This is a genomic window from Phytopseudomonas seleniipraecipitans (genome assembly GCF_900102335.1).
Classification (GTDB): Bacteria; Pseudomonadota; Gammaproteobacteria; order Pseudomonadales; family Pseudomonadaceae; genus Aquipseudomonas; species Aquipseudomonas seleniipraecipitans.
The window spans coordinates 566324-587085 of sequence record NZ_FNBM01000001.1 but is presented as its reverse complement, the minus strand read 5'-3'; the positions used below and the strand labels follow the sequence as shown (position 1 = coordinate 587085).

Sequence of the window (20762 nt, the reverse complement as noted above, 5' to 3'; positions counted from 1 at the left end):
CTGGAGTTTTTGCAGAAAGCTCCAGAGCGTGAGGCGGAGAGTGCTTACAGGGAAGCAGTAAAGCCGCGAGCAGGAAGGACTGAGGGGAGTGTTGGCTGTCGGCTAACAGCTGCCACTCACGAAAAGCTGATTTCGACGACGGCACCCGGCCATTATCGGCCGGTCAGATAAAGCAGTTACCTGCGTAGCGCAAATGGCGAATCATTGAGACAACCCCGGCGCAGCAACAGGGCCTAAGTCGCCATAATGAGTTGCGCTCGTGTACAGCGAGTCATTATGTGAGTCCACCACGCCGGGGCGTGCGGATCCTGCGAACAGATAGTAAGTCGCCTCCCAATTGCATGGTCAGCGACTTCACCTTAGCCGTTCCGACTATCACTCAACTGTGCTCTGAGACGGCCCCACCACCAGCTAACTTCAGGATCCGAGAGCTGCGATACCCTGCGAACCTCAGTATTTTCCGACAGCATTGAAAAACCAACCCTGGCTTCGATAAGAGAGGTCAGTCAGATCATCGCTGAAATCGCTGAAGTTGTAGCCCACGCCAGCCTTGAAGTGATTACCGAAGTGCCGATAGACGCCAACGAGAGCACCTACTCGGCTGTCCTTCGCGGCGAATTCGTCGCGGCGGCGGATCTCGGTCATCAGGTCCCACTTTTTCACGACATGCCAGTCCACACGCGCGGCAATCAACTGCCCACGGCTGTCGAACCAGTCTGCCGAGGTATCACGGCTCATCCGCAACTCGCTCAGGCGATACGCGTACTTGCCGCCCACGCTCCAACGCTCGCTGAGGTCGTAGATACCGTCGATGGCGAATACGTGGCTGCGCTGGGCATAGTCCACGGTACTGCCGGTTGCGGTCGAAACTTGGTCCGGGGGCGGCAGATCCGCCAGGTAGGTGTACTTGGCCAGCAGGTTGAGGCGGTCGTTGAACACCGGGCGGTAGGCGTAGCCCAGCGAGGCTTCGACAAAATCGCCGTCGAAGTAATCGCCACGGTCAGAATCGCCCACCGAGAAGTCCAGCTTGCCGATGAATCGCCAGTCGGGGTTGACCTTGTAGCTGATGTTGTTGCGCATCAACCACACGCTGAGATCCTGCACGGCACTGCTGTCCTCGCGGTACTCCAGGCGGCTGGCATAGCGTAGGTCGTTATTGCTGTAGCCGACCTTGCCACCGATGGCGCGGCGTTTAAGGGCGTAGTCGGTCTCTTCGTTGAAGGTGCCAAACTCGGTGGTAACGCCATAGCTCCAATGGTCATCCGGGGCGAAGTCCAGGCCGTAACCCTGGATAAGGCCCGCCTGATCGCCATGCTGCACGCGCTGCTCGGCGTACACGCTGGTGCTGTCGGTCCAGCGAGAACGAGCGCCAGAGACGAATTGCCCGGTACGGCCACTGCCGCCCAGACCGCTGCGGCTGGCGAAGCCATCATCGCTTCGGTCACTGTCTAGCTGGTAGTTGAGGTAGACATTGGTGCGATCGGAGGCGTCGTAGCCGACCCCGGCCTTGGCACCCAACCCCAGGTTGCCGCCCGACAGCTCACCGTTGAGCGAGGTGCGTTCATTGAGCCGATAGTCGCCGCCGACCCCGAGGCGATTGTTCGCCTGGCGGCCGCCGTCGCGGCTGACGGTGCCCTGGCCAAAGCCGTACACCGACCAGTCCTCTTCGGCGTGATAAAGCGCCTGGAGCAGTGCGTCGTTGCGCTCGCCCTCGTCATAGTTGCCACCGTCGTAGCCGGCATACGTGCCGGTGTAGAGGTTGCGATACGAGCCACCGTAGGTCTGCCGATCGTTGCGCAGGCCAGCGGACAGGCGCCAGGCGTCGCTCAGGTCATGGGCGACGATGCCTTCAGCCGAACGGCGCGAACGGCCGCCGTCCTCCTCGGTCTGGTCGGCCTTGATGGTCACCTCGGTCTTCTCGCTGAGCGGTGCGGTGTAACTGCCACCAACCTGGTCGCTGGCCAGCTCGGACAGCCGCCCTGGCGCAGAGAAGCCGGCATCACGGCTTTCGTAGTAGAAGGTGCCGCGACCGTCGGCGTCGTCAACTACATCCTTCAGGTCAAAGGCCGTCTCGATGCGATTGGCGCGGGCTCGCGAGTCGGTGCCGGCGACTTCCTGAGCGAAGCCGAAACCACCGTCGTATGAGAAGCGCTGGTCAAGGCTGTCGCCTTCGCTCTGCGCTGACTCGAGCTTCAGCCAGGTGCCTTCACTGTGGCGCAGCAACAGGTCGCCGCCGCCGAGCGTCTGGTCTTCACGACCCGTCTGCTCCTGCATGCTGCCGGTCACGCCGACACGCACCTTATCGTTCACCCAGTAGGCCGCACGCCCACCAAAGGCGAGGTCATCGAGCTGATCCAGGCCTGGCGAATATTCGTAGCCGACCACCAGGAACGCTGGGTTGCCGGACAGGCTGCCGCCGGAGCGGATCAGCGTGCTGCCGTCGGCGGTGGCCGACAGCGGCTGAGTGAGGATCACCCGCCCCTGCAGTGAATTGACCTCGTAATCGATGCCGGCGACTAGGTCCTGGCTGTGCAGCACCAGCCCGGAATCCTTGTCGCGAACCTCGACGCGCACGCGCTCGCTACCTTGGGTAATGTCCTGATGGCGCAGGTAGTACAGCGAACCACCGGTACCCCGGAAGTCTTCTCGCGCAGAGGCGGTGCCTGGCTCGGCGGCGAACCCTTCGACCTGCATGCGGCGCTCGCCGAAGGCAGTGAAGGCATCGTCGCGGTAGCGCACCTGAGCGCCATACAGGCTGCGGTCAATCTGGGTCAGCTCGGTATCGCGAATCTGCGCACGGAAGTTACCCCACATGGCATGGGATTTTTCGTCCTCGACCTTGGCGTAAAATTTACCCCGCGTCGGTGCGTCTTCGACCAAAGTCGAATCGTCACCAAAGGTCGCCCAACCCTTGTCCGAGTCGGAGCTCATGCGGCGCAGAAATTCCCGCGGATCCTTGTCGTTGAAGTTGCTGAACAGGCTGCCGGCCGGCCCTTCACCGGTGTCGACACTGCCGGTGATGGTGTACTTGTCGTCCACCTTGCCCTTGGTATAAAAGGCCAGGCGCCCATCGGCATACAGCTTGTCGTCGTAGTAACGGTCTTCCTGAGTGACCAAGCGCGCCGGGCCGCTCGTATCCTGCTGACCGACCGTGAAGTCGGCGATGGCGACTGTAAACCAATCATCCTGTGGCAGGCGCAGGTCGCGGCGATAGATACGCCCCTTGCCCTGATCGTCGAGCACCGCCACTTCAACGTTGTGCAGGCCACGCGGGATGATCTGTGCGCTGGCGAACGTACCGCTGCCGTCCACCGGCACCGGGTGCCCCATCACGAACACATGCTGGCCGTTCTTCACCTGCTTCCCGTTGATGGTCACCGTGCCGCCGGCCACCGGAATGGTGTGGCGCTGCAGACGGTTGCCACCGTAACCGGCGAGCAGATCAGCGGAGACTTCTTCAGCCGACTCCTCAGGCAATTCGCCACGAGCGACGTTGAGCAGCTGTACGCTGGTTTCGTCGTAACGCCCCTGATCGTCGTACACGCGCAGTTGGTAGTAGACACGCTCCGGCGTACTAGGCGGCGGCGTCCAGCTGCCGTTGAGCTCCGAGTCCAGGGTGATGGTTTCCAATACCCGCGGCTCACCTAACAGCCTTTTCTTGCCGATGATGCGCACCTCTGCACGCTCGATCCAATGCAGGTAGTTGCTATAGGCGCTGAACGTCTGTGGCTCGCCGATGCGGGCGACGCGCGCACCGGAAACCAGGTTCAGCCGCGGCTGCGCCGACAGGTTGTCGAAGCGCACCTGCAGCAGGTCGCTGGCCAGGGCCACGTCAACGCAGCGCTGGGTGTCGGCGCTGCCCGCCGTTGCGCCGGAGCCCTGGGGCTGGCCATCGACACTGATGCGGAACGGCGTCATGCCCTCCTTGGCGATACTGCCCGGCGCGCAAGCTTGCGGCTTGGCTGGAGTGCCGACGACGGATTCGTCGTACCAGATTTCCACTTCCACGCGGCGGTTCAGCGCCCAGGCTTCCGGGCTGTCGCCCTGCAGCAGCGGCTCGCTGGGGCCGCGGCTGTCGAGCTGGATCTGCTCCGGCTTGAGGTTCAGGCGATGACGGAAGACCTCGCCGACTTCCTTGGCGCGTTGCAAGCCCAGGCCCTGGTTATCGGTATAGATAGCCTGGCTACGCGACGACAGGTGCTGTGGATCCGTATGGCCGATCAGGCGCAGGCGCAGGTTGCGCTTGCCCGCGAGGCGGTTCACAAGGGCAGTCAGGGCATCGCTGTCACGTTCCGGCACCCCCGAACGGCCGGAGGCGAAACGCACCACCGGCAGACCATCACGCAACACCACCGAACTGATTTTTTCCTCGCCTACCGCGACCAACTGCTCACGCTCGCCAAGCGCGCCGTCGAGTTGCCACAGAATCAGTTTCTCGCGTGGCAACTCGCGCTCGGCGTTGGCGGGCAAGGCCGGTAAGTCACCCAGAGTAAAAGGACGGCGCTGCAGCAGCGACTCGTCTTCCATGGCACCACGCGGGCCTTGCAGGCCGCAGCCTTTACCGGCTTCGCACCGCTCGGCGGCGATTGATACAGCGACGGCCAGCGGGTTCAGGGTCAGTGCGGCGACGCCGCACACAATTAGATTACGCATGCTCATTGGATCACCTCCACGCTGTCAGTCGCCGGCACAATTTCTTCTTCCAGTTGCAGGTCGTAACAGCAGTCGTGGGGCTCCCAATGCTCCTTGATCCAGTCCTTCACATAGCCGACACGTTTACGCGCGTCGCTCACTTCACTGTCCACCGGCATGCGGTAACCGATGCGCAGGATCGACGGTTCGGCGTACAACAGCTGCAGCACCTCGTCGAGGCGTGCCTGATACGGTGCGGTCAGCTGATTGTTCGCTTCGAAGGCATCGCTGCTCAGATCGAGGCGCACGACACGGTGGATGCTTGCGCCGAAGTTGGCCTTGACCAGGCGACCCTGGGTCATGCGCACTACGCGTGGGTTCTCTGTGATGATGCGATAGCCGCTCGGCAAGGTGCGCTCGTCAACCTTGAGGATGAAGTTGGTGCCGCGCATCTCGCTGGGTACGTCGGCGCAGGCGATGTGATAGCGGCCGTACTCGTCGGTGGTAACGAGCCAGCCCTTCGGCGTGGCCAGGCGTACGCCGGGGATACCGGGCTCACCTTCGTCTTGGTAGCCGTTGCGGTTCTGGTCATCGAAGACCTTGCCAATCAGATCCGAACAGTCGAACGTCGGATCGGCAACCACTCGCACGCTGGCGGTAGCCACATTGGACACACGCGAATTGGCGATAAGATTCAGCGCCCACGTCTGGTTGACGTACTCGTTGAAGCCGACACCTGAGCCGACCACCAGCAGCACCTTGATGGTCACCACCTGGCCACCGACCAGCGTACGGTCCGGCCAGCGCAGACGCCGGCCCTCGACTTGTGGCTCCACCGGTACGCCGTCGAGCTGCGCGGAGTTCTTGACATACTTGAAGCCCGGCGGCATCTGATCCTCGATGGCAATATTGGCCAGCGAGGTCGACAGGGTGTTGCGCGCGGTCAGCACGTAGGGCACCAGCTCGCCGCGGGTCACGTTGACCTTCGGCGTGTTCTTGGTCATGACTATGGCGCCACCGAGAATCGGATCGAGCGGGATGTGGTTGTTCACCACGTCGGCTGAGCCGGCGCCCAGCACGAAGCTGAAGTAGTACTGGGTGGTGCTGTTGCTCGCGGCGAGCCCCGCCGAACTCGCCGGACAGGTGGCGGCGTCGTGCTGGGTTACCGCCTCGGCCGGCGCCTGATTACCGGTCTGCACCAGCGCCGGGTCGGGAATCGCGGTAACGGTCAGCGTGTTGTTGCACGCTGGAATCAAACCGGATGGCCCCTGCACATAGCCCGCTGGAGCCGTGACGGTAAGCGTGTAGGTGCCCGCCGGCGAACCCGCCAGCAGCAGGAACTGATACAGGCCGTCGGCAGCGGTGGTCTGCTGCAGCGAACCGCCTAGCACCTGCGCGGCGGAAAAGCCGGCTGGGCCGCTGATGCTGACGACCGCGCCACGGACCGGCTGACGGCTGATGGCGTCATACACCACCCCGGCAGGGTCGATCGGCAGGCTCTGCTCGACGACGTTGTGGCCCGCGGTGATGGTGATGTCCCTGAGGGTGCCGTCACGGTTATCGGCACCCGCCGGGTTACCCGGCCCGGCAGTGCCCGGCGTGTATGTGGTGCCCTGCTCGTTGGTCACGGGGCGACCAAACAGCGTGCCGGTTTCCGGGTGACGGAAGCGCACTTCGTAGCCGCTGCCCGGCGTCAGGTTGTCGAACGCGTAAGCACCATTGGCATCGGATTGGGTTGTAGCGACGACGGCGCCAGCGCGCAGCAATTCCACCGTCCAACCCGCCAGAAGCGTTTCGCCCGGATCGAGTACGCGGTCGTGGTTACTGTCGATCCACACCGTGCCAGACAGGCCGGGAATGGTGACTTCGGCAAACCAGTTGTCGACCGACAGCATGTTGCCGGTCAGGTCGATGCCACTGATACGGCTCGGCCCTTCACTGACCACGCCACCGGCACTGCCCGCGGTGGTCGAGCCGTTGATCAGCCCAGTTGGCTGGTTAGGCTGGACCAGGTCGTAGGTACCCGGCGGCAACCCGAGGAAACTGAAGGTACCGTCGCTGGCTGTGACCGTCGTGCGCGTCACCGGGTTGCCGTTGATGTCCAGGCCACTGAGCTCCATGGTCTGCCCACCCAGCCCGCTGTCGCCACTGCTGGGCGCCCGGTTGGTGTCACGGTCGTGGAAAACCTGGCCATAGATGCTACGGCCGGTGACGATCTCGGCGAAATTGTTGTCCTGCGAGGCATAGCCCGGCGTAAGCGTGATGCCGCTGATCACACTCGGCACATTGCCGGGTGCGGTCACCGTTGGCACACCGCTGGCGCTGTTGCCAGCGACGGTCTGACCATTGGCGGTTCCAGCCGGCTGGGTCGGTTCGGTCACCGTGTACGTGCCTGGCTGCAGGCCATCGAAACGATACAGGCCGTTGCTGTCGGTGGTGGTGGCCGCCGTTACCGGCAGATTCTGCCAGTCGGTTCCCGTGAGGTTGATAACCACGCCAGCCAGGCCAGAATCGCCGCCCTGACGGATGCCGTCATTGTTTTGATCGATGAACACCGCGCCACTGATGCTGGCCGGCGCGACTTCAGGGAAGTCGTTGCGCTGTGAACCGCTGATCTCACCCGCGACACCGTCGCCATTGAGGACGATGCCGTTGATCTGGCTACTGGTCATCGTGGCGTTGCTGCCCGTGCCGGGCACACCGCTGCTGCCATTGGACGGGGTGATGCTACCGGCCACCGGTGGCGCGTTGAGCGTGCCGGGCGGTTGCGCGGCCTGGCAGACCGAGTACGTGCCGGCTGGCAGGCCGGCGAACAGGTAATTGCCCGCCGCATCGGTAGTGGCAGGGTTGAGCAGGCCATTGATGCCGGTGACGGGAGCGCCGCTGGCGCAGGTCGCACCACTGCGCAGCTCGATGGCGACGCCGCTCAGCGGGTTGTCGGTGCCGGCCTGGTAGGTGCCACTCTGGTCGTTATCCAGGTACACACGGCCGGAAATGTAGCCCAGGGTGCTCACACTCAGCGTGGCGTACGCCGGCTGTGGGTTGATGCCCAGGTCGGTCTGCAACGCGCCGGCGGGAATCTCGTTGGTGTGCTCACCAGCGGTGTCGGCAGTTACATCCACCTCGATGGTGCAACCCCCTGCCGGCACCACGGTACCGGAGGCCAGCCGCACCAGCGTGGTGTTGGCAGTGGCGGTAACCCTGCCCGCCGGGCAGCTTCCGCCGATATTCGGCGTGGCTGCGACGCGCACCTGGCCGGGAGAATCCGGCAGGTTGTCGGTAAGCGCCGCAGTCAGGTTCATTGCCACGGCATTCGGGTTGTTGACGAAGATGGTCAACTTGGAGATGCCGCCCTGCGCGATGACCGCCGGCGCGAACTGTTTTGTCACCGTTGGCGCGCTGGATATCACCAGCCGGGCGCGGGTTGGTTCGGCGTTGCTCACGCCCTCGAAACTGGTCACGCCGCCAGCCTCGATGGTGTTGGTGTAGGTGCCCGCGATGTTGCTCAGCACGGCCACGCTGACCGTACAGCTGCCATTGGCCGCAAGGCTACCGCCGGCCAGGCGTACTGACGTACCGGACGGCGTGGCACCGACGCTCCCCCCGCAACTGTTGATCACGGACGGAGTCGGAGCCACCACCAGCCCGCTGGGCAGGCTGTCCAGGTAGGACAGGCCGGTGAGCGGCGAACTGTTCGGGTTGTCCAGGCGGATGCTCAAGGTGTATGGCGCGCCGGCATTACCACTGGCGGTTCCAGTGGTGAAGCCCACCGGGTTGCCGGTGTCCAGCGTGCGGGTGGCGATTGCCTTGTGCACGAGGATGGGCGCCTTGACGCGCAGGGTGTCGCTGGTCGGTTCGTTGTTGCTGATCGGGCTGCCATCGGCGGTGGCAGAGACGCTGTTGGCCGGGATGACATTGAGGTAATCGCCCTGGGTCGTCGATAGCACATCGACTTCCACAAAGCAGCTCGCCGGTGCACTGCTGCTGCCAGCAGCGATGCTGCCGCCACTGACGGTGACCCGGCCAGTTGCACTGCTGACGCTGCCCTGGCAGGTGGTCAGCGCATTGGCCGGGCTGGCGCTGGTCAGCCCCGCCGGATAGGTATCGGTGAGCGAGAGGCTGCTGATCGCCTGCGACGTTGGGTTGTAGAAGGTGATACGCAAGCGCGAACGCTCATTGGGCGCGACGACGCGCGGGGTAAATTGCTTGGTTACCCCCAGGCCGGTACTGGTTTGCAGGCTGCTCGAGGCCGGCGCGGTATTGCTCACGCCCTGGTCAGTAGTGATTGCACCGACCGGAACGGTGTCGGTTACGGTACCGGTGGTGACCATGGTCACGTCGACGGTTACGGTACAGGTTTGGGCAACCGCCAGGCTGACGTTGCTGAGGCTGAACGAAGTGGAATTGGGGCTGGCGCTGACGATACCGCCCACACAGTTGGTGACGGCATTGGGCACGCTGGCGATACGCTCGCCGGTTGGGGTGCCACCAGCGAGGCCGGTATTGGTGAAGAAGTTGCCAAGGTCGAGATTGGTCAGGTCCAGGCTGCCGCTGTTGAACAGTGTCAGGGTCAGCTGAGTAACTGCGCCAGGTGCCGCGACGCTGGCGCTGGCGTGGTTGACACCCACGGTGACGCCGCCACCGCTGGCGTTCTGCAACGTCGCGCCAAACGCAGCCACGTTCTGCACGCCGCCGGCAGCGGTGAGCTGGCCAGGTGCGATGCTGTTTACCCAATCGGAGCCACCGCTGGCGGTGACATCGAACAACAACGCACAGGTGCCATTACCGGCGATCTGCGCCCCGCTCAGGGCGACCACGTCAGCCCCCGGCGCTGCGGATATCTGCGGCGAGCCGGCGCAGGTCGAGTAAGCGTTGGCTGGGCTGGCGACCGTCATGCCGGCAGGCAGGTTGTCGGTTATCGCCACGTTGTTCATCACCCCGGTCTCGCTGTTGCTCAGGCTCAGGGTGACCGTGGAGCGGCCGCCGGGCTGAATGCGATTGGGCGTGAACGACTTGCTGCCGCTCAGCGCCGAGAGGAAGTTGATGGTTGCCACCGCTTCGGGGCTGGTCAGGCTATCGGTGCTGCCATCGGCGAAGGTCTGCGTGGCGCTGGCTGATACGCGGTTGTCGTACTGGCCGGCGGCGCCGCTGACATTCACGCGCAGGCGGCAGCGCCCGGCATCGCCCAGGCCGCCACCGGCACGCGCTGGCACCGTGGCGCCAGTGAGCACGACCTGATCGCTACCCGGCACGGCGGTGATGATGCCGCCGCAGGTGCTGGATGCATTGTTCGGCGAGGCAACCAGCATCGGTGTGCCGTTGCTGCCCGTCGGCAGGTTGTCGGTGAGGCTGACGCTGGTGAGCGGCTGTGCTGACAGGTTGACCAACTCGATGGCCATGGTCGCCGCGGTGCCCTCGGGCTTGGAGTTGGCGTCGAAGCTTTTCTCCACGGTCAGCGCGCTGCTGCTGACTCTGAATTGCGCCTCGCTCGAGGTATGGTTGCAGATATTGCCGGGGCTACAGACGCCACCTGCCGGGATCCGATTGACGATGGCGCCGGCGGCCGCGCCAGCCGGGACCATGGCCCAGAAGATCACGGCGCAACTGGCCGGATTGCCGGCGCTGCCTGCTGGCATGTCGAAGGTGAACACGGGGTCGCTTGCGGTTCCGCCCAGCGTCAGCGCGCTACACCCGCTGCCGGTCAAGGTCGGCGCGGGCTTCTGCGGCAGGTTGAGAAGCAACATGCCGTCCGGCAGGTTGTCGGTCAGGGCCACGCCGCTCTGGGCGCTGGTCGAGTAGTTCCTCGTGGTGACGGTGAACAGCACCGGGTTGCCGGGCGTCACGGTCGTAGGGAGGCTGGTCTTCTCCACCAGGAACTGGTCGACGACATTGACCGAGGCGCTCACGCCCTGGCTGATAACCCCGGCAGGGCTGGTTACCGTCACGGCGCCAACCGGAATGGTGTTGGTGAAGGATTGCGGCGTGCCGGCCACCGCCAGGTCAGCGGTGTAAGGCACGGCGATCACGCAGTTGCCGCCGGCAGCCAGGGTTCCGCCGGTCATCTGCAGAGTCGAGGTGCCAACGCCACTCAAGCCACTGAGGCTTGAGCCCGCACTACAGGTGGCGGTCGGCATGCCGGTGATTTCCAGCAATCCGGCGCCGCCATCAATGACATCGCTGAAGCCGCCCAGCGCCATGCTGCTCAGCGGGCTGGCGTTGGCCAGGGTGATGTTGAGCTGCGCTTCCTGGCCCTTGGCCACGGTGCCCGGCGAGAACGCCTTCGCCACGCGCAGTGGTGCGGTGACCGTCAGACTGGCCGTGGCATTGCTCGTCGGCACCAGACTACGTTGGTTGGCGAAATCGGTGGTGCGGTTGATGACGTTGCTGACCGTGGTCGAGTAGCTGCTGTCGGAGCCGTCCGCTACTACCATCACGCTGAGCGTACAGGCGCTGTTCGGCGCGATGATGCCGCCAACGGCGCGGATCTCCGTGTCGCCGGCTACGGGCGTGAAACTCGGCGGGTTGGCGCCGCAGTTGATCTGCACGTCGGGGCCGCCCGGGTTGACGCCGGTGGCCGGAGCAACCCGCAGGCCGAAGTCGCCAAGAGGGTCGCGGATAGCGAATGCCGGCGTGTCGCCCGCCGTGTTCAGCGGCAATGGCTGCGACGCGTTGTTGGTAATGGTGAGGGTCAGGCGCGTCGCTTGGTCGGCCTTGACGATGGAGCTGGGTGAAAAACTCTTCCTGATGCTCGGTACGGTCAGGGTATTGAAGTTCAGCGATTGCTGGGCCGAATCGGCGTTGGTGACCGAGTTGCCGGCATGCTGACCAGTCACCGAGCCGGCGGGAATCAGGTTGGTACCGTTGCCTGTGAGGCTGGTGACCTGCACGATGATGTCGCAGTAACCGGCTTCGTTGCCGCCATTGACCGCGGGGATCACCCCGCCGCTGAGGGCGATGGTGTTGCTGCCCAGTGGCGCGACGATATTGCCCTGGAACGCTTGCGCGGCACCGCTTCCGTCGCGGCACTGGCTCGACACCAAACCGGCGCCAGCGACGCGGAAGCCCGCCGGCATCGTGTCCGTAAAGCTGACGTTGGTGATGTCGCCGGTGGGGTAACTGTTGGTCAGGTGGATCAAAAAGCCGTCGGTGTCGCCGACGAACTTCGGATCCGCAAAGCCCGCTGCGCGGGTCTTGCTCACGCCGAGCTCCGCATTGGCGGCCAGCGGCAGCAGGCCCAGACCTACCCAGAAACTCCCTATCAACACCTGTAATAGGCGCTTCCTGCGAACACAACCTGCCACCACGACGCTCCCCTGCGGTTTCGTGGTGCGCCTGTCATGCCGTTACCAGCAGCGTGCATCGCGCAGTGAACGACGCCGTACCGGTGGCGCTTCACATGCTGGTTGCAGCCCCTGGCGTCCTGGGAATGACACGCTCACCGACGTCAAAGAAAGGGCGGCAGAGTGGTGATTGGAGGCGCCGGCAACAAGACGGCCAAGCGGGAAGTAGCGTTGCGCGTGAACACACGATCGTCCGCGCGAGAAAAGGTCAGCGAAAGCCAAATACTTGGCCTGGCAGACAGGCGCGCCCGTAATAACGGCGCCTGGCAGGGTTGCGGCGCGCTGAACCGACCTTTGCCAAAGCGGACGGCCCGAAGCGATGGCGCAGCCGCAGCAAAGCAAAAACCCGACGAGTGACGCGGAACTACCAGCGTGCTCGCAGAGTCATTCCGGCGCTGCGCGAGTCGCCCACCAGTACGCCGTAGTCACCCGCGCCGAGCTGCGCGTATACGGCGGTGAGGTACTCTTTGTCGAACAGGTTGCGCACCCATAGTTCGGCCTCCCAGCGCCCGTCGCCCTGGCGCAACCCGAGGCGTGTGTTGGTTAGCGAGCGAGCCGGCAGCTCACTGCCCGGCCCACCTTCTAGAGTGCCCTGGTAGCCGCTGCGAAAGCTGTAGTCCAGCCCGCTGTAGGCTTGCCAACCAGCGCTCAACGGGTAGCGGTAATCCACGCCGGCACTGGCGCTCCAGCGCGGTGCGTTGAACAGCCGCTCGCCACCACGGTCGCATGACACACGTTGCACGCCCGGGCTGCACGGCGCATTGGCGAACTCGCGGTAGCGGGCATCGCTCAAGGCGACGCCGAGCCGGAGGTCGAGCCGCTCGCTGGCGCGCAGCGCCCCTTCCAGCTCGATGCCTCGTAGGCGAACCTTCCCGACGTTGATGAGGTTGTTGCGAATCGGCGGCGCGAATTCGTCCACCGGTGCGCTGTTGGACAGCGCCTGGTAGTCGTCCACGTCGGTCTGGTAAAGCGTCAGGTCGATCGATGCGCGCTCGTTCCACAGGGTGTGCTTGAGGCCCACCTCATAAGCCGTCGCTCGCTCGGCATCGAAGGTTGGCTGCGCGCCGGGCTGTATCACTTCAAGGTTGATGCCGCCGGCCTTGTACCCGCGTGACCAACTGGCGTAGCCCAGCAGGTCATCGCTAACGCGATAACTGACGGCAAGCTGCCCGGACAAGTTGCCTTCCTCGATGCCGTCCCTCCGGTAATAAGCACCGCCCAAGGTGGTCTCACGCAGCTGCGCGCCGCCTATCAGCGAGACGAGATCGTTGCCCAGCGGCGCCAGGCCCGAAACATCACGGGACAGCCAGCCGCGCTTGCGCTCCTGGGTGTAACGCAGGCCTGGGGTAATCGCCAGGCGTGGCGTGGCGTGCCAGGTGAACTGGCCGAATACCGCCCGACTCTCGCTCAGTTGCTCGCCGTCGAAGGCCTGTCGGGTACCGGACAGCAGCGAGGCGGGAATCATTGCCGGGGTGATGCCCAGCGCCTGGAGCTCCGGCCGATCACCCAGGAAGAACGACGCGGCATCTTCGCCGAAGCCAACGCCGATCCGCCGATTGAAATGCTGGCGCAGGTAATAGAGGCCGACCACGTAATCAAGCGTTTCGCCATACGAGTCGCTCAACCGCAGCTCCTGGCTGAACTGGTGCTGGTCGAGCCGCGCGCCGACCTCGGCGACATCGAGCGCGCCGCCGTCGGCGTCCAGGTCGGCCTGGTAATGCCAATCCCGATAGCCACTGATGCTGGTCAGCGTCATGCCATTGTCCAACTGATGATCAAGCTGCAGGGTCAGGCCGTTCTGCCGGGTTTGGGTGACGTTGCGTTGGTCGTGCTGCACCTCGCGGGCGTAGGGATCGGCAGGTAACGGCCGATAGCCCACGTAGGCGGCTCGCGCCAGCGTCTGCTGGCTGTAATGGCTGGGCAGGAAGACATTGCTGTGCTCGTGCTGCCAAGCGTACTCCCCGATCAACCGTGCACTGAAACGCTCGTTGGGAGTCCACAGCAGCTGCCCGCGGAACCCCTGACGCTGCTGGTTACCGAGGTCACGACCATCGTGAAGGTTTTCGATCTGACCATCACGGGACGAATCGTAGGCAGTAAAACGGCCCGCCAGAACCTCGTCGACAAGCGCCCCGGAAAAGCTACCTCGATACTGGCGAAGACCTTGCTGGCCGTACGTCAGCTCGGCGCTCCCCTCCGGTTCGAAGGTCGGGGCGCGACTGAACATGTTCACGGCGCCAGCGGTGGTGTTCTTCCCGAAGAGCGTGCCTTGAGGGCCGCGTAGCACTTCCACCCGCTCGATATCCGCCAGTTCGGAAGCCGCCATGCCGCCGCGCCCCAGGTAGACCCCATCGAGAAATATCCCGACGCTGCCCTCAAGGCCGTCATTGTAGGCGCTGGAGCCGAGCCCGCGAATGCCGTAGCTGGCGAAGCGCGCATTGGGTACCGATACCAGCAAGGACGGCACGGCCTGCTGTATGTCCTCCAGGCGGTGCAGCGCCTCATCGTCGAGGCGACTACCGTCCAGCACGTTGAGGGCGATGGGCACGTCTTCGGCTTGCTCATTGCGATGCCGCGCGGTAACCCGCACTTCATCGAGCTGGAGAACCCGCTCGGGCGCCGATTGTTCGGCCATCACCTGGCCAGGCGCAAAAGCCGGTACCCAGGCGGCTAGCAACATCGGCGTGACAAACCCTCGCCCCCTCAAGCGACACCACCTGGCGCACCCAGAGGGCAAAGGTGTTCGATGCACGCCAGCAACTCTGCACTGGTTGCAGGCTTGAGCAGCACCGCATCAAAACGGCCGGGCTCGCCCACCGGCGGCCTTGCCGGCGCGGCGGAATAGAGCATCACGGGCAAGCCGGGGTGACGCTGGCGCACCGCGCTCAGCAAAGCCCAGCCATCCATGCCCGGCATCATCTGGTCAGTGATCAGCAAGGCGTAAGGCGAGTCGGCGAGATGCTGCAGCGCACTGTCGCCGTCGCCGACCACGTCGACATCAAAGCCGTAACCGGCTAGCAGATCGAACAGCGCTTCCCGGTTATGCGCCACATCGTCGACGAACAGGACGCGACGCCCGGCGCCGTCAACCGCCGCACTGTGGCTCTCGACCAGATTGCCTTCCAGATCCTCTTCCCCAGCCTGCTCGAAACTCAGCTCGAAGACGAAGCGACTGCCGATCCCCGCGGGTGCGTCCAGGTGCAGCTCACCGCCCATGTGGTGCAGCAGCTGGGTAACGATCGACAAGCCCAGGCCGGTTCCTTGGAAATCCCCGGCATTGCGGCCACGTCGGAATGGCAGCAGCAATTGCTCGCGCTCGTCCGGGTGAATACCGATTCCGGTATCCGTCACGCCGAAACGCAACTGCGCCATGCCAGCCTCGCAACTCAGGCAACTCACATCAAATTGCACAACGCCGTCACGGGTGAACTTGGCGGCATTGCTCAACAGGTTGATCAATACCTGGCGCAAGCGCTGAAAATCGGCACGGACCAACAGCGGTAAATCAGCCGCGATGTGGCAGACAAACCGATTGCCCTGACGCTCGGCAAGAAAGGCTGCCTCCTCCTCTATTTCCTGCAAGAAGCCATACAGGTATCCCGGCGCCAGTGTCAGTTCCATGTGCTGCAATTCGCTGCGGGAGAATTCCAGCAGCTCGTCGATCATTTCAAGCTGCTGACGCGCGTGACGCTCGATCTTGCGTGGGTAGTCACGCAGCTCTCCGCACTGCAGCAGACGTGCGTAATCAACGATGCCAATCAACGGCGAACGCAAGTCATGACTGATACGGGCCATTAGCGAGCTACGAGCACGTAACGAATCCCTGAGCTGGCGGGTGCGGCGCTCCACCGTGCTTTCCAGACGATCGTGCTCGGCCTGACGCTGAGCATCCAGATCACTCAAGGCACGGTGTTCCCGGCGACGACTCAGCGTCACTTCCGTTATCAGCGTGCACACCAACAACACGATACCGGGCAAGGTCGATGCCAAGCTAAGAAAGGCGTCGCGAGACTGACCCGGCACTACGTCGTTCAGATTCAGGATGTAGCGAATCACGAACTGCAGTAAAAACAGAAGCGGCACTGCCCAAGCCATCCAGCGCAGCCGAAGGCCGAGGTACCAAGCGGCCAGCAGCGTAGCGGGTAACAGCGCATAGACCCCAATGCGCATCACCCATTCGACGACGATACGCCCGTCAGGACGGGCGACGAACCAATCCCAGGCATAACCGCCCAAATAAGCCAGCAGGAGAACATTGAATAGCAGGCCCCAGAGCCGAGGCAACTGTCGTACCCGAAGCAGCACTCGTGCATAGGCCAGCACACAAATGAACGACACCATGCTGATAAGCGCCGTTAACTCTTGAGTCCAATGCAGCATTGATGGCCAGAAAACCAGATAGCCATTGATCACGGCCGTCAGCAACACATAGCTGAACACGGATGCGGCATGGACTTGAAGCAGCCGCGAGCCCAGGATCCAGCCGACGACGAGACTGAAGGGCACTATCAACAACACGATACCCAGGGTGATCCCATCGGACAGGTATACCGACTGGCGCCGCTCCAGCAAGGCGTCATTCGTCCAGAGCGTGGGCGACAGAATAAACAGCGAAGCACCCGCAACACGAATCAACACGGTGGTTTGCTCGCCAGGCGCCAACGCCAAAGGAAAACGAGGTTGCCTGTCGGCGACCGGCCACTCATCCAGCGGGTAGTTACTACCTGCGCGCATGGCCTCCATGCCGCCAGCCCGCACGACGTACACGCGAATGTCCTGCAGACGAGGGTCGCCCACGGTGAGCCACCGCAGGCAGTCTTGCGAACTATCGTTGTGCAGCTCAATGCGCATCCAGTAGGCGTTGCGGCTGTACTCGCGCACCAGTGGAGGCTCGTCCATGGGGGCGAATGCTTCGCCTCCCAGGACCAGCACCTGCTCGGCATCCAGCACTCCACCGTGATCGTCCAGCAAGCCTGCATGCTCAGAAAGGTTGGTTTGGCCGGTGGTGCACAAGGACGCCGCCGAGGCGGCACCTGCGAGGCAGAGAGATATTACGAGCAGGATCAGTCGAATCATCAACTTCCCAGCACCGTAGCCGGCGCGCCACGCATCTGCTGGCGAAACTGGCTGGGCGTCATGCCCTGACGCTCGCGAAACGCGGTGGTGAAATTACAAGCACTGCGAAATCCCACCAGTTCGGCAATGTCCTGCATGCTCAAAGCGCTATCGACCAGCAGTTCCTGAGCGCGGCGGATCCTCGCATCGCGCACGTAAGCGAACACTGTCGTGCCAAGGTGCTCGCGAAAAATCGCGGACAGGCGCTTGTCGTGGGTGCCGACCTTGCGCGCAATCTCGGCCAGTGATGGCAGTTCGTCAAGACTCTGGTTAATCAGGCGCATCGCAGCCCGGAGGATCAATGAGTCATCATCGGTTGGCTGCTCTGATCCAGCAGCAGGCGCAGCGAGTTCACGCCACGCCAGTTGCAGATGGATACAGATGCGCGCCAGCACCTCTTCGGGCGCACACGACTTGAGTACATAGTCCACGCTACCCAGAGAAAGCCCCTCAAGACGCTCTTCAAGCGCCCCGGCCGAAGTCAGATAAATGAGCGGTATGCGGGCAGTCGCCGGAGACTCACGCAGCAGGCGCCCTAGGGTGAACCCGTCCATTTGCGGCATGCGCACATCGAGCAAAATCAGGTCGGGGCGCAGCGCCACTGCACGCTGATAGCCCTGCCTGGCGTCAGTGGCCAGGGAGAGACGCCACGGTTGAGCGCGCAACAATATCAGCAGTGAGCGGATATCTTCCGGCACATCATCAATGACCAGAATCTGAGGCACATGACCTGCCACCGAGCCACCCTTCATCACCTGCTTCCCCTGGTTAAGACAGCGCTGTCGACTTCATTATTTTTTGTTTCGACAGCGTCCCTACAAACAAAAGCCAGATACGCGCATTCAAAGGCACTCCGCTTGCGGGCGTATAAGATAACGCAATAACCGCGGGGGGAAACATGACAAGGCGTTCTAATCAGACCAACGATGCGTTGCTTAAACAGCAACCTAACCCAGCAAGCCAAGCGGCCGTTCTGACAGATCTTTACTGGTACGTGCAAATCATCGAAGCGGGTGGTTTCTCCGCAGCAGCGGAACAAACAGGCGTAGGCAAGTCCAGCCTGAGCAGACGTATTGCCCACCTTGAACGGCAACTCAAGGTCCAGTTACTCAATCGCAGTGCACGTCTATGCGCCATGACGACTATCGGTGAGCAGGTCTACCGGTACGCGCTCGATGTGATCAGTTCGCTGGAATCAGCGATGCGGGCAGCACAGGAGTCAACAGATACACCGAGCGGACTTCTGAAACTAGCAGTACCAAGTGCCATGGCGTCGTGGATGCTGGCTACGATGGCTGATTTCCAAAAGCTGCATCCACGGGTGCAATTCTCTCTCACCCTCGAAGACGGGCAAATTGACTTAGCGACCCAGCGCCTGGATCTGGCATTCACGCTTGACGCAGTTCCAGAGATGAGTAGCTCGATCGTCGCACGACCGTTAGCCGAATTGGAAATGGTAATCGTAGGCACGCCTGCCGTTCTCGCTCGATTGGGCCATCCAAGCACGCTCAACGGAATTCCCGACGGCGCCCTATTGACCACCGGTACTCCAGCGCGCCCTGCCCCATGGAAATTGGTTAAGGGGGACAAAACCATCAGTCACCCCGCGCTTATCGTTGACTCGAGCCAAACGCTCCTCAGCGCAGCACGTGCTGGCCTGGGCCTCGCGTACATAGCGCGTCACACCTGCTCCGCGCACCTCGCCGTGAAAGAGCTGTTGCCTAGTTGCCAAAGCGAAGCGTTAAGGCCGGCGAAGCTTTACGCGATAACACCTCCCCACAAAGGCATCACTTCCACTGCTCGATACCTGATCGACCATATAAAGGCATCATTCAGCACTGCGTTGCCGGATGGGGTAAGGGTAATCTGAAACGCTGTTTTGCTAGCGGCCTGATTTGTGGTGGGCCGGGCTGGCAAAGAAAAAAGTCGAAGCCGTCAAGGTGGCGCTCTGATTCAAAGTGCATCTGCCCTGATACGCAATGCTGTATATCTCGGCCGCAGCCGAAAGCGAGTGGTTGTTTGCGAACGTCAGCTTCTGGCCGGTTAGCGACGGCCTGGCATCGACCGCCGCTTTACATGGTCAGACCTCGGTCTGCTCCGCCATTTCCAAAGCATCATCGACCTCAATCCCAAGATATCGGACGGTGCTCTCCAGCTTCGTATGGCCGAGCAGCAGTTGAACCGCCCGCAGATTCTTCGTTCTGCGATAGATAAGTGATGCCTTCGTACGTCTCATTGTGTGAGTGCCATACATGGCAGGATCAAGGCCAATAGCTTTCACCCAGCCTTTCACGATACGAGCGTATTGACGCGTAGATAGATGCTCTGAGGTGTGCAGCCTGCTCGGAAAAAGGCAGTCCTCGCTACGGAGCTGTGCTTGATGTATCCAGGCTGCGAGAGCAGACCGTGTTTGCTCAGTTATCTCGAACTGCACTGGCCGCTGCGTTTTCTGCTGCATCACCATAGCTCGCGATGACATGAGTTCGCCATGAGCTACGTCGCGCACACGCAGCTTGGTTAAGTCGCAAGCCCGAAGCTTGCTGTCGATAGCCAGATCGAAGAGGGCCAGATCACGGGTTCTCTCTGCAATTTGCAGCCTTACTCGGATCGCCCAGATATCTCTCAGTCGGAGCGGGGTTTTCTGCCCGACCAATTTCCCTTTGTTCCAGGGCTGACGGCTGCAGGTAGTGATGATGTTCATGGCGAGTCCTCCACGTGTGGGAGTACAAAGATGGCTCGCCAGAGCAATGGTCGCTAACCGGCCAGGAGCGGCCGGTCAGCAGCAAATCAATCTGTCCCATTTTTTATTGGACCGGTGAGATCGCGCTCTCCCTAGCTCGCATACTTTTAACTCACTGGTAATATAGTGGAGCCGCATAAAGCCACATCCGGGCTGGGACTTAATATACTGGGGATACAGTGAGGAGTGGGCACAGTGAGTATAGATATATTATTACATGAGGTACTCCGCAAAATTCATTCGGGAGTGAAGTCCTTTGGACCTGAAAGTTCGTCACCCAACGACTTAAAGAAATTCCAGGATATTGCAAAGACAGTAGTTCACGCGTACAGCCAAGGTTACATAGAAAAAATGATTCCCAGAAAGGAATCCATGTCTGGTAATGGATATTATGCTGTAATACTCGTAAACGGGGGGCTTACCTACGAGGGTGAACGTCTCTTACAAGAGTCTTCCGGCGAGCCGACACCAGCCGATGAGGCTTTGGCTGAGCTGCTTGACCGAACTCCAAGCTATAGCATTCGAGAAAAATGGGAAAAAGCGCTCCATCGCCGCATAACAGACCCAAGTGGTGCGATAACGGCTGCAAGAAGTCTGCTTGAAACCACGCTCAAATGGATCATTGAGCAGCGTGGTGGAAAAGCTATTGAAAGTAATAAAGAACTATTCAGCAGAGCGATTGACGCCCTTGGTGTAGAGGTCAAAGGAAAACCTATTGAGAAAACCATTGAAGGTCTGAGTTCAATCATTTGGGGCATTGGTGATATGAGAAACAAACACGGAGATGCGCATGGTGCGGCATCGAGCAGTATACCTCCTACAAAGAGTGAAGCAGGTTTCTGTGTGAACCTTGCAGGGGCAGCGGCTTTATATCTTTTGGAGGAGTTTGAGTCGGGTGAGTGATCCTCACTAAAATACACCAAGATATATAATTA

At 62.0% G+C, this 20762-nt stretch carries 8 protein-coding genes; 2 read left to right on the top strand and 6 right to left on the bottom strand.

Annotation, left to right across the window (positions count from 1 at the left end; genetic code table 11):
* Window positions 1-450: 450 nt before the first annotated feature.
* The 5 genes from BLS60_RS02715 to BLS60_RS02695 form a co-directional block, all read right to left on the bottom strand.
* Window positions 451-4653, bottom strand: coding sequence for an OmpA family protein (locus tag BLS60_RS02715; protein ID WP_167357639.1), 4203 nt, complete (start codon window positions 4651-4653; stop codon window positions 451-453).
* 2 nt (window positions 4654-4655) lie between these two features.
* On the bottom strand, window positions 4656-11897 hold the full coding sequence (locus BLS60_RS02710) for a DUF7933 domain-containing protein (protein ID WP_092364329.1): 7242 nt from the start codon (window positions 11895-11897) through the stop codon (window positions 4656-4658).
* Window positions 11898-12336: 439 nt separating this feature from the next.
* The gene (locus BLS60_RS02705) at window positions 12337-14652 is read right to left on the bottom strand and encodes a TonB-dependent receptor (RefSeq protein WP_092364326.1); all 2316 of its coding nucleotides are present in this window, start codon (window positions 14650-14652) and stop codon (window positions 12337-12339) included.
* 23 nt (window positions 14653-14675) lie between these two features.
* Complete coding sequence (locus BLS60_RS02700) at window positions 14676-16943, bottom strand: hybrid sensor histidine kinase/response regulator (protein ID WP_167357638.1); 2268 nt, start codon at window positions 16941-16943, stop codon at window positions 14676-14678.
* Window positions 16944-17047: 104 nt separating this feature from the next.
* Window positions 17048-17839: a response regulator transcription factor gene (locus BLS60_RS02695; protein WP_092364320.1), complete on the bottom strand. Its 792-nt coding sequence runs from the start codon at window positions 17837-17839 to the stop codon at window positions 17048-17050.
* A gap of 146 nt (window positions 17840-17985) precedes the next feature.
* On the opposite strand from BLS60_RS02695, the gene BLS60_RS02690 reads away from it, so the two are divergent.
* Complete coding sequence (locus BLS60_RS02690) at window positions 17986-18957, top strand: LysR family transcriptional regulator (RefSeq protein WP_092364317.1); 972 nt, start codon at window positions 17986-17988, stop codon at window positions 18955-18957.
* 210 nt (window positions 18958-19167) lie between these two features.
* Here BLS60_RS02690 and BLS60_RS02685 read toward each other — a convergent pair whose 3' ends face one another.
* Window positions 19168-19788 carry a tyrosine-type recombinase/integrase gene (locus tag BLS60_RS02685; RefSeq protein ID WP_092364314.1) on the bottom strand — a complete coding sequence of 207 codons (621 nt, stop codon included), beginning with the start codon at window positions 19786-19788 and terminating at the stop codon, window positions 19168-19170.
* 234 nt (window positions 19789-20022) lie between these two features.
* Between BLS60_RS02685 and BLS60_RS02680 the strand changes: the two genes are divergently transcribed.
* Window positions 20023-20730 carry an abortive infection family protein gene (locus BLS60_RS02680; RefSeq protein WP_092364311.1) on the top strand — a complete coding sequence of 236 codons (708 nt, stop codon included), beginning with the start codon at window positions 20023-20025 and terminating at the stop codon, window positions 20728-20730.
* The last annotated feature ends 32 nt before the right edge of the window (window positions 20731-20762 follow it).

Coding starts and splice junctions, on each gene's coding strand:
- BLS60_RS02705 (WP_092364326.1), bottom strand. CDS start 14,652: ATGTTGCTAGCCGCCTGGGTACCGGCTTTTGCGCCTGGCCAGGTGATG.
- BLS60_RS02695 (WP_092364320.1), bottom strand. CDS start 17,839: ATGAAGGGTGGCTCGGTGGCAGGTCATGTGCCTCAGATTCTGGTCATT.
- BLS60_RS02715 (WP_167357639.1), bottom strand. CDS start 4,653: ATGCGTAATCTAATTGTGTGCGGCGTCGCCGCACTGACCCTGAACCCG.
- BLS60_RS02690 (WP_092364317.1), top strand. CDS start 17,986: ATGACAAGGCGTTCTAATCAGACCAACGATGCGTTGCTTAAACAGCAA.
- BLS60_RS02685 (WP_092364314.1), bottom strand. CDS start 19,788: ATGAACATCATCACTACCTGCAGCCGTCAGCCCTGGAACAAAGGGAAA.